The 10,039-nt window shown below is 72.5% G+C and carries 10 protein-coding genes; 8 read left to right on the top strand and 2 right to left on the bottom strand.

The genetic code is table 11. The features are described 5' to 3' along the window. The 6 genes from ACFQ8C_RS35245 to ACFQ8C_RS35220 form a co-directional block, all read left to right on the top strand. The coding region (locus ACFQ8C_RS35245) for an amidohydrolase family protein (RefSeq protein ID WP_383465780.1) at positions 1-543 on the top strand (543 nt) is incomplete at its 5' end. A 10-nt stretch (positions 544-553) separates the two neighbouring features. Further along, entirely contained in the window at positions 554-1,573 is a 1,020-nt protein-coding gene (locus ACFQ8C_RS35240; RefSeq protein WP_383465778.1) for an agmatine/peptidylarginine deiminase, read from the top strand. Between the two features lie 93 nt (positions 1,574-1,666). Continuing rightward, positions 1,667-2,212, top strand: coding sequence for a TetR/AcrR family transcriptional regulator (locus ACFQ8C_RS35235; RefSeq protein ID WP_383465782.1), 546 nt, complete (start codon positions 1,667-1,669; stop codon positions 2,210-2,212). Positions 2,213-2,287: 75 nt separating this feature from the next. Further along, positions 2,288-3,616 (top strand): MFS transporter, encoded by a 1,329-nt coding sequence (locus ACFQ8C_RS35230; RefSeq protein ID WP_383465776.1) that lies wholly within the window; start codon positions 2,288-2,290, stop codon positions 3,614-3,616. A gap of 282 nt (positions 3,617-3,898) precedes the next feature. Then, on the top strand, positions 3,899-5,515 hold the full coding sequence (cimA, locus tag ACFQ8C_RS35225) for a citramalate synthase (protein ID WP_383465774.1): 1,617 nt from the start codon (positions 3,899-3,901) through the stop codon (positions 5,513-5,515). A 58-nt stretch (positions 5,516-5,573) separates the two neighbouring features. Next, the gene (locus ACFQ8C_RS35220; protein WP_383465772.1) at positions 5,574-6,926 is read left to right on the top strand and encodes a hypothetical protein; all 1,353 of its coding nucleotides are present in this window, start codon (positions 5,574-5,576) and stop codon (positions 6,924-6,926) included. 73 nt (positions 6,927-6,999) lie between these two features. On the opposite strand, the gene dnaN is transcribed toward ACFQ8C_RS35220, so the two are convergent. Then, positions 7,000-8,103 carry a DNA polymerase III subunit beta gene (gene dnaN / locus ACFQ8C_RS35215; RefSeq protein ID WP_383465770.1) on the bottom strand — a complete coding sequence of 368 codons (1,104 nt, stop codon included), beginning with the start codon at positions 8,101-8,103 and terminating at the stop codon, positions 7,000-7,002. Between the two features lie 112 nt (positions 8,104-8,215). Next, entirely contained in the window at positions 8,216-8,827 is a 612-nt protein-coding gene (locus ACFQ8C_RS35210; protein WP_383465768.1) for a YceI family protein, read from the bottom strand. Between the two features lie 296 nt (positions 8,828-9,123). On the opposite strand from ACFQ8C_RS35210, the gene ACFQ8C_RS35205 reads away from it, so the two are divergent. Then, a complete protein-coding gene (locus ACFQ8C_RS35205) occupies positions 9,124-9,633 on the top strand; it encodes a hypothetical protein (RefSeq protein WP_383465766.1) in 510 nt (169 codons plus the stop codon). Positions 9,634-9,839: 206 nt separating this feature from the next. Beyond that, on the top strand, positions 9,840-10,039 hold a 200-nt coding region (locus ACFQ8C_RS35200; protein WP_383465764.1), incomplete at its 3' end, for a carboxyl transferase domain-containing protein.

Raw genomic sequence — 10,039 nt, 5'->3', positions numbered from 1 at the left:
GGGCCGGTGGACGGCGACGGCGCCCACGACGACAACGCCCGGGTGCTGCGCTACCTGGCCAAGCTGACCATCAACCCCGCCATCGCCCACGGCCTCGCCCACGAGATCGGCTCCGTCGAGGTCGGCAAGCTGGCCGACATCGTGCTCTGGCGGCCCGAGTTCTTCGGCGCCAAACCGCAGCTGGTGCTGAAGTCCGGCTTCCCCGCCTGGGGGGTCACGGGTGATCCGAACGCCGCCACCGACACCTGTGAACCGCTCGTCCTCGGCCCGCTGTTCGGCGCCCACGGCGCCACCGCCGCGGACCTCTCCGTCGCCTTCGTCGCGCAGGCCGCCGTCGACCTCGGCAGCGACCGGATGCCGACCCGGCGCCGCCGCGTCCCCGTGCGCGGCACCCGGGGGATCGGCCCCGCCGACCTCCGCCTCAACTCCCGCGTCGGCGACGTCCAGGTGGACGACCGCACCGGCCTCGTCTCGCTCGACGGCTCCCCGATCCGCTCCGAGCCGGCCGACTCCGTCTCCCTGAACCGCCTCTACTTCCTCTAGGACCCGCCCCATGACCTCGTACCGCATGCCCGCCGAGTGGACCCCGCACGAGCGGACCTGGATGGCCTGGCCCAGCCCCAACCCCACCTTCACCGGCGACGAGGAGCTCGCCGGGGCCCGCGCGGCCTGGGCCTCCGTCGCCCGCGCCGTCCGCCGCTTCGAGCCGGTGACGATGGTGGTCGCCCCCGGCGACGCGGAGGGCGCCCGCGCGCTCCTCGGCGAGGACGTCGAGCTCGTCGAGCGCGAACTCGACGACGCCTGGATGCGCGACATCGGCCCCACCTTCGTCACCGACGGCACCTCCCTCGCCGCCGTGGACTGGGTGTTCAACGGCTGGGGCGCCCAGGACTGGGCCCGCTGGGAGCACGACTCCAAGATCGCCCGCCATGTCGCCGACACGGCCGGCGTCCCGGTCCTGAGCAGCCTCCTCGTCAACGAGGGCGGCGGCATCCACGTCGACGGCGAGGGCACCGTCCTCCTCACCGACACGGTGCAGCTCGGCTCCGGCCGCAACCCCGAGTGGAGCCGCGAGCAGGTCGAGCGGGAGATCCACGACAAGCTGGGCACCACCACGGCGATCTGGCTCCCGCACGGCCTCGCCGGCGACTACGGCCTCTACGGCACCCAGGGCCACATCGACATCGTCGCCGCCTTCGCCCGCCCCGGCACCGTCCTCGTCCACAGCCAGCAGGACCCGAACCACCCCGACTACGGCCGCTCCCGGCTGTACGCCGACCTCCTCCGCGGCCGGACCGACGCCCAGGGCCGCCCCCTGGAGGTCATCGAGGTCCCCGCCCCCACCGTCCTCAAGGACGAGGAGGGCGACTGGGTCGACTACTCCTACATCAACCACTACCTCTGCAACGGCGCCGTGATCCTCTGCGCCTTCGACGACCCCCACGACGAGCTGGCCGCCGAGATCTTCCGCCGTCTCTTCCCGGACCGCGAGGTCGTCCTGGTCGACGCGCGCACGATCTTCGCGGCGGGCGGCGGCATCCACTGCATCACCCAGCAGCAGCCCTCGGTGTAGAACGTACGAGTGAGTCAGCAGAGCAACCAGGCCCCCGCCCCCCGCCGCCGCAACCAGGCCGCGCCGCCGCGGGAGGACGTCTTCGCGGCGGCCATGGACACCGTGGCCGAGCGGGGACTCGACGGGCTGACCATGGCCGGCCTCGGGCGGCAGGTGGGGATGAGCAGCGGCCACCTCCTCTACTACTTCCGCACCAAGGACGAGCTGCTGCTCCAGACGCTGGAGTGGAGCGAGGGCCGGCTCGGGGCGGAGCGGGGCGCGCTGCTGTCACGGCCGGGGAGCGCCCGGGAGCGGCTCCACGGATACGTCGAGGTGTACGTGCCGGACGGGCCGCGCGATCCCCACTGGACGCTCTGGCTGGAGGTCTGGAACCGCTCCCAGAACGCCGACGAGGACGCCCGGCACCGCCAGGCCGCCATCGAGCGGGCCTGGCACCGGGACCTCGTCGCGATCCTCGCCGAGGGCGTCTCGCGGGGCGAGTTCCGGCCCGTGGACCCGGACCGCTTCGCCACCCGGATGCGGGCCCTGCTCGACGGCTACAGCGTGCACGTGGCGGTCGGGCTGCCCGGCACCGGACGGAGCGAAGTCCTCGTCCAGGTCCGGGAATTCATCGACGAAACCCTGATCCCGCGAACGTAACGCACGTAAGTACTCCCGATCGTTGCCCCCTGCACCCTTGCCCGCCCCGGGCGGGGTCCGGCACGGTTCCACGCCATGGGACGAGATCACTGGAAGAAGATCTGGGTCGGCTCCGCGGGGAACATGGTCGAGTGGTTCGACTGGTTCGTGTACGCGAGCTTCGCGACCTACTTCGCGGGCGCCTTCTTCCCCGAGGGGAACGACACCGCCAAACTCATGAACACCGCCGGCATCTTCGCCGTCGGCTTCTTCATGCGGCCCGTCGGCGGCTGGCTCCTCGGCCGGGTCGGCGACCGGAAGGGCCGCAAGGCGGCGCTCACCCTCACCGTCACCCTCATGTCCGCCTCGGCGGTGCTCATCGCCGTCGCCCCCACCTACGCGGTCGCCGGCTACGGCGGCGCCGCCGTCCTCCTCGTCGCCCGGCTCCTCCAGGGGCTCTCCGTGGGCGGCGAGTACGCGGCCAGCGCCACCTACCTCACCGAGGCCTCCGCCCCCGAGCACCGGGGCTTCGCCTCCAGCTTCCAGTACGTCTCCATGACCGCCGGCCAGGTCCTCGGCCTCGGCCTGCTGATCGTCCTCCAGCGGACCATGTCCACCGAGGCCCTGCACAGCTGGGGCTGGCGCATCCCCTTCGTCGTGGGCGCCCTCGGCGCCGCCGTCGTCTTCTACCTGCGGCGGAACATGCTGGAGACCGAGGTGTACGAGGAGACCGCCGACGACGGCGTCGGGCGGGGCGAGAAGGGCACCCTCAAGGCCCTGTGGGCGCACCGCCGCGAGGCCTTCCTCGTCATCGCGCTCACCATGGGCGGCACGGTGGCCTACTACACGTACACCACCTACCTCACCAAGTACCTCTCCAACTCCGCCGGGCTGTCCAAGCAGACCGCCACCCTGGTCTCCTTCTGCGCGCTGATCGTCTTCGCCTGCCTCCAGCCGCTCGCCGGCCGGCTCTCGGACCGGATCGGCCGCCGCCCGCTGCTCATCACCTTCGCCGTCGGCTCGACGCTCCTGACCGTGCCGATCATGACGATGCTGAAGCACGCGGGTTCCTTCTGGCCCGCCCTCGGCCTCGCCCTCCTCGCCCTGGTCGTCGTCACCGGCTACACCTCGATCAACGCCTGCGTGAAGGCCGAGCTCTTCCCGACCGGCATCCGCGCCCTCGGCGTCGCGCTGCCGTACGCCATCGCCAACGCCCTCTTCGGCGGCACGGCGGAGTACGTGGCCCTGTGGTTCAAGGACTCCGGGATCGAGTCCGGCTACTACTGGTACGTCGCGGGGTGCGCGGCCGTCTCCCTGATCGTCTACCTCACCATGCGGGAGACCCGCGACATCGACCTCGGCCGGGTCGGGGCCGCCGAGTCCGCCGCGCCGGGGCGGAAGCGGGATCGGCTGCCCGTATCGTGAGACCGGCGTCCCGCTGATCTCCCGGCTGTGGCAGACTTCCGGCGTGCTTGCTACCACGATGATTATCGGCAGCGGCGCGCCGGTCCGCAGTGGCCACTGAATCGCGGAACGATCCCCGCGGCAGTGGACACCGTGCCCCAGACCCGCGCGCAAACCTCTCGCACCCGCGAGGGGTTTTTTCGTTTTCCGGCCCCACCCGTGCCGGAGGCGGACGGCGCGTGAGAATGGGGGCAAGTGGATCCATACCTTCCGGAGCCACATCCGACAGGAGCCATCAGAGCCATGACCACGGAGAACGCCGAGGGCTCGCGCCTCGACGACAGTTTCCATGTCTTCGACACGACCCTGCGCGACGGTGCGCAGCGTGAGGGCATCAACCTCACCGTCGCGGACAAGCTGACCATCGCCCGGCACCTCGACGAGTTCGGCGTGGGCTTCATCGAGGGCGGCTGGCCCGGCGCCAACCCGCGCGACACCGAGTTCTTCGCCCGCGCCCGCCAGGAGATCACCTTCCGGCACGCGCAGCTCGTCGCCTTCGGCGCCACCCGGCGGGCCGGCGGCGCCGCCGCCGACGACCCGCAGGTCAAGGCGCTCCTGGACTCCGGCGCCCCGGTGATCACCCTGGTGGCCAAGTCCCACGACCGGCACGTCGAACTGGCCCTGCGGACCACCCTCGACGAGAACCTGGAGATGGTCCGCGACACCGTCTCCCACCTGGTGGCCCAGGGCCGCCGGGTCTTCGTCGACTGCGAGCACTTCTTCGACGGCTACAAGGCGAACCCCGCCTACGCCAAGGCCGTCGTCAGCGCCGCGCACGAGGCCGGCGCCGACGTCGTCATCCTCTGCGACACCAACGGCGGCATGCTCCCCGCCCAGATCCAGGCCGTCGTCGCCACCGTCCTCGCGGACACCGGCGCCCGCCTCGGCATCCACGCCCAGGACGACACCGGCTGCGCCGTCGCCAACACCCTCGCCGCCGTCGACGCCGGCGCCACCCACGTCCAGTGCACCGCCAACGGCTACGGCGAGCGGGTCGGCAACGCCAACCTCTTCCCCGTCGTCGCCGCCCTGGAGCTCAAGTACGGCAAGAAGGTGCTGCCCGACGGCGCCCTCGCCGAGATGACCCGCATCTCGCACGCCATCGCCGAGGTCGTCAACCTCACCCCCTCCACCCACCAGCCGTACGTGGGCGTCTCCGCCTTCGCCCACAAGGCCGGCCTGCACGCCTCCGCCATCAAGGTCGACCCCGACCTCTACCAGCACATCGACCCCGAGCTCGTCGGCAACACCATGCGGATGCTCGTCTCCGACATGGCGGGCCGCGCCTCCATCGAGCTCAAGGGCAAGGAGCTCGGCGTCGACCTCGGCGGCGACCGCGCCCTGGTCGCCCGGGTCGTCGAGCGGGTCAAGGAGCGCGAGCTCCAGGGCTACACGTACGAGGCCGCCGACGCCTCCTTCGAGCTGCTGCTGCGCTCCGAGGCCGAGGGCCGGGCCCGCCGCTACTTCCGCACCGAGTCCTGGCGGGCGATCACCGAGAACCGCCCCGACGGCACCCACGCCAACGAGGCCACGGTCAAGATCTGGGCCAAGGGCGAGCGGATGCTCGCCACCGCCGAGGGCAACGGCCCGGTCAACGCCCTCGACCGCGCCCTGCGGGTCGCCCTGGAGCGGATCTACCCGCAGCTCGCCAAGTTCGAGCTGGTCGACTACAAGGTCCGCATCCTCGAAGGCCGGCACGGCACCGAGTCCACCACCCGCGTCCTCGTCACCACCAGCGACGGCAACGCCGAGTGGGCCACGGTCGGCGTCGGCGAGAACGTGATCGCCGCCTCCTGGCAGGCCATCGAGGACGCCTTCACCTACGGTCTGCTGCGCGCCGGCGTCGACCCCGCCGAGTGACACGGACCGATATTCGCCCGACATGTCTAGTTCGACCCCATTCGGGTAATTTCGAACCATGAAGACCAGGGCGATTTCGGTGTGGTCGGCCCTCGCCGGGCTGATCCTCCTGCTGCTCCTGGCCCTGGCCCCCGCTTCGGCGGGCGCCAGGGCCACGGGCGTCCCGGACGCGGCCGCCGCCCTGAGGCAGGGCCCGGTCTACGTGGACCCGGGCGCCGCCGACCAGCTCTCCACGGCCGACGCCGCCGCCCTCGCGCAGAAGATCGAGGACGCGGACAAACCGCTCTTCGTCGCCGTGCTCCCGGAAGGCGCGCAGTACCCGCCGGAGGGGCTCATCGACAACCTGCGCGAGCAGACGGGCCTCGCGGGCGTGTACGCCGTCCGGCTCGGCGACGACTTCGCCGCCAAGGCCGACACCCGCGTGCTGTCGGCCGCCGCCGTGGAGAACATGGTCGCCTCCGTCGACCGGCCCGGCGCCGACGCCGCCACCGAACTGAACGCCTTCGCCGACCAGGCCCTCCCCGCGATGCGCGGCTCCGCGCCCGCCGCCTGGCCCGGCGGCTCCGCGTCCGACTCCGGCGTCCCGGTCGCCGGCCTCGTCACCCTGGGCGCGGTCGCCGCCGTCGGCGGCACCGCCGCCTACGCCGTGGTCCGCGGCCGGCGGAAGCGGAGGGAGGCCGAGGAGCGGGCCGCCCTGGAGAGGCTCCGGGTCGTCGTCGACGAGGACATCACCGCCTTCGGCGAGGAGCTGGAACGACTCGACTTCCACCCCGCGGAACCCGGCGCCGACGAGGCGATGCGCGCCGACTACGAACAGGCCCTCGACTCCTACGACCGGGCGAAGTCCCTGATGGGCGGGGTGGAGCACCCGCACGAGGTCCGCGGGGTCACCCAGGTCCTGGAGGACGGGCGCTACTCCCTGGCGGTGCTCGACGCCCGCCGGGCCTCCCGGCCGCTGCCCGAGCGCCGGCCCCCCTGCTTCTTCGACCCCCGCCACGGCCCGTCCACCGCGGACCGCACCTGGACCCCGGCCGGCGGGGCCTCCCGCGAGGTCCCGGTCTGCGCCGCCGACGCGGCCCGCCTGGACGACGGCGAGGACCCCCACGCCCGCACGGTCGAGACCGACGCGGGCCGCCGCCCCTACTGGGAGGCGGGCCCGGCCTACGGCCCCTGGGCGGGCGGCTACTTCGGCGGTGGCCTCCTCCCCGGCCTCCTGGTGGGCACCATGCTGGGCTCCGCCCTCTCCACCCCCGCGTACGCCGCGGAGTACGGCGGCGGCGACTTCGGCGGCGACATCTCCTCCGGCGACTTCGGCGGGAGCGACTTCGGCGGTGGCGGCGACTTCGGGGGAGGCGGCTTCGGCGGCGGTGACTTCGGCGGCGGCGGCGATTTCGGCGGCGGAGGCTTCTGAGGGATCCGCGGCGGCTTCCGAAGGATCCGGTCCGGGACGGGCCGAGGCTCCCCCGGGTCGGCGCCGGCCCTCGTCAGACCAGCGGCTTCACCGACATCAGCAGGTGCCGGTGGCGGCCGTCGGCGCCGTCGGCGAGGAGGGCGCGCTGGCCGGGGCCGAGCAGATGGAGCCGTACGTCCTCGGCGGTGAACCGGGTCAGGGCGTCCAGCAGGTAGTTCGGGTTGAAGGCGACCGTCATGGCCCCGGCGCCGTCGAGGGCCGCCGGGAGCATCTGGGAGGCGACGTCGTCCTCGTACCCCGCGCGCAGCCGGAGGGACGTCCCCTCGAAGGCGAGCTGGACCGGGCTGTCCCCCTCGGCGACGACCGCGACCCGCCTCACGGCCTCGACGAGCGCGGCCCGGCCGGTGACCGCGACCGCGTGCTCGCCGAGGGCGAAGAGCTTGTCGTGGCGGGGGAGCCGGCCGTCGAGGAGCCGGGCCGTGGTGCGCAGGCCGGCGCGCTCGAAGCCGATGGAGTGCGCGTCGAGCCCGACCCTGGCCCGGCCGGCGCCGGCGAGGGAACGGGCGGTCTCGGTGAGGCGGCGGGCGGGGACCACCACGTCGGCGGGGGCGCCCCCGGCGGCCGGGTGCCACTCCAGGGTGCGGACCGCGTACCGGTAGCGGTCGGTGGCCGCCAGGGTCATCACCGCCCCGTCCAGGGCGAGCCGTATCCCGGTGAGGACCGGCAGCGAGTCGTCCCGTCCGGCCGCGGCCGCGACCTGACCGACCGCCTCCGCGAAGGCGCCGCCGTCGACCTCGCCGAGGACCGGAGGCAGCGCCGGGGCGGCCGGATAGGAGTCGAGCGGCAGCAGCGAGAGGCCGAAGCGGACGTCACCCGAGGTGACCGAGAGCCGGGCGTCCTCCACGGCGAGCACCGTCCGGCCCGGCGGCAGCACCTTGCAGATGTCGAGGAGCCGTCGGCCGAGCACCAGGGCGCGGCCCGGGGTCACGGTCCCCGCGGTCTCGACCTCCACGCGCGCGGAGGCCTCGTGGTCGAGCCCGGAGACGCTCAGCGCGCCCTCCTCGCCGGCCTCCAGGAGGAGTCCGCCGAGCACGGGCATCGGCGAACGGGCGGGCAGCACGCGCGCGGCCCACGCGACGGCTTCGGTCAGCACGGCACTGTCGATGTGGATCTCCATGCCGCCGACGCTAACGGCCGCCTCTGACAACGCCGTCGGGGTACGCCGAGCGCCCGCCGTCCGCCGGGGGCGGAGGGCGGGCGCGCTCGTGTGCGAGGCCTCGCGGGGAGGGTCAGGCGGCGTTCTTGATCGCGGAGATGTCGAAGTTCAGCTTCACCTTGTCGCTGACCATGACGCCGCCGGTCTCCAGGGCCGCGTTCCAGGTGAGGCCCCACTCGGAGCGGAGGATCTCGGCGGAGCCCTCGAAGCCGACGCGCTCGTTGCCGTACGGGTCGGTGGCGGAGCCGTTGAACTCCAGGTCGATGGAGAGCGGCTTGGTGACGTCCTTGATGGTCAGGTCGCCGGTGATCCGGTACTTGTCGCCGCCCAGCTGCGCCGCCTCGGTGGAGCGGAAGGTCATGAGCGGGAACTGCTCGGCGTCGAAGAAGTCGTCGCCGCGCAGGTGGTTGTCGCGGTCGCCGATGCCGGTGTCGATGGAGGCGATCTTGACGTCGATGGAGGCGCTGGAGGCCGCCGGGTCGCCGCCGTTCAGCTTCAGGGCGCCCTCGTGCTCGCCGAAGGAGCCGCGGACGTTGGTGACCATCGCGTGGCGGACGGTGAAGCCGATGCTGCTGTGCGCGGCGTCGATGGTGTAGTCGCCGGTCAGGGCGGCCAGGGCCGGGTCCACGGGGAGGGTGGCGGTGGCGGTGGTGGACTCGATGTTCTTGCGGCCGAAGAGACCCATGGCGTGCTCCTTGTCGGGGGGTGTGCGGTGAAGGCGGGGTGTTGTTGAACCTTCAACGAGAATGACTGTAGCCCCATTCCGTTCAATTTTCAACATCTATGGAGGATGTTCATCCGGACGGCCCCGGAGCGTTCGCCCGGACGGCCCCCTGCGAATCCCGACGCCCTCTGGCGGACGCGCGTAGAACTGCGGCATCATCCCCCTGCGCGACGGGCACGGAAGTGCCCCGCGAGCACACCGGCACCACCTGCACGTCCGGCCACCCACCCCACGGTCCCCAGCAGGAGGCATCCCCCGTGAAGCTCCGCTCCGTCCTCACCGCCCTGGCGCTCGTCCTCGGCGCCCTCTTCGCCCCCGGCTTCGGCGCCCTCGCCTCCACGGGCGAGGCCCACGCCGCCACCAAGATCAGTCACGCCACCGCGACCTCGATGTTCCGCAACTCCGGCATCACCTGGTCTTCCTCCGGAGGCTGCTCCGACCGGAACAACCCCACCTGCACCTCCTTCGAGCAGCTCAACCTCGCCACCGCCCAGGGCGCCCAGACCCTGAAGGGCGCCAGCGGCTGCGCCCTCAACATCACCGGAGGCACCGAGACCGGCCACGCGAGCGGCACCTACTCGCACTGGAACGGCTACAAGCTGGACTTCGCCAAGGCCACCTGCGTCACCAACTACGTCAAGAACACGTTCACCTACATCGGCGTGCGCGGGGACGGTGCCCCGCAGTGGCGCTCCGGCGCCGGCAACGTCTACGCCGACGAGGGCAACCACTGGGACGTGACCTTCTACAACTGCGGCGGCTGCTGAACCGCACACCACCGCCCGGCGCGGGCCCCCGTCACCCCGGGGGCCCGCGCTCCACTTTTGTGGGACCTCCACAAGTAAACAGGTCTCCTGGCTGTGGAGTCACTCCGTCGGCCCCACGGTTCTGTCCGTCCCCGCCAGGAATCGACACGCGAGACTGTACGGAGTCGACGGCGGGGTTTCCTTGGTCGAGTTCGTAGGGTCGGTACATGACCCTTGTCGACGAGATCCCGAGTGAGCCCACCGACGCACGCGGCCGTGTCGCCGAACTGCACGTCCTGCGCGAGCAGGCGTTGGCGGGCCCCAGCGAGCGCGCGACCGAGGCCCAGCACGCGAAGGGCAAGCTGACCGCGCGTGAGCGGATCGAGCTGCTCCTCGACCCGGGTTCGTTCAGCGAGGTCGAGCAGCT

It is taken from the genome of Streptomyces sp. NPDC056503, assembly GCF_042794995.1.
Classification (GTDB): domain Bacteria; phylum Actinomycetota; class Actinomycetes; order Streptomycetales; family Streptomycetaceae; genus Streptomyces.
Note: the sequence above shows the minus strand (reverse complement) of the source record. Positions and strands in the feature narration are given on the sequence as shown.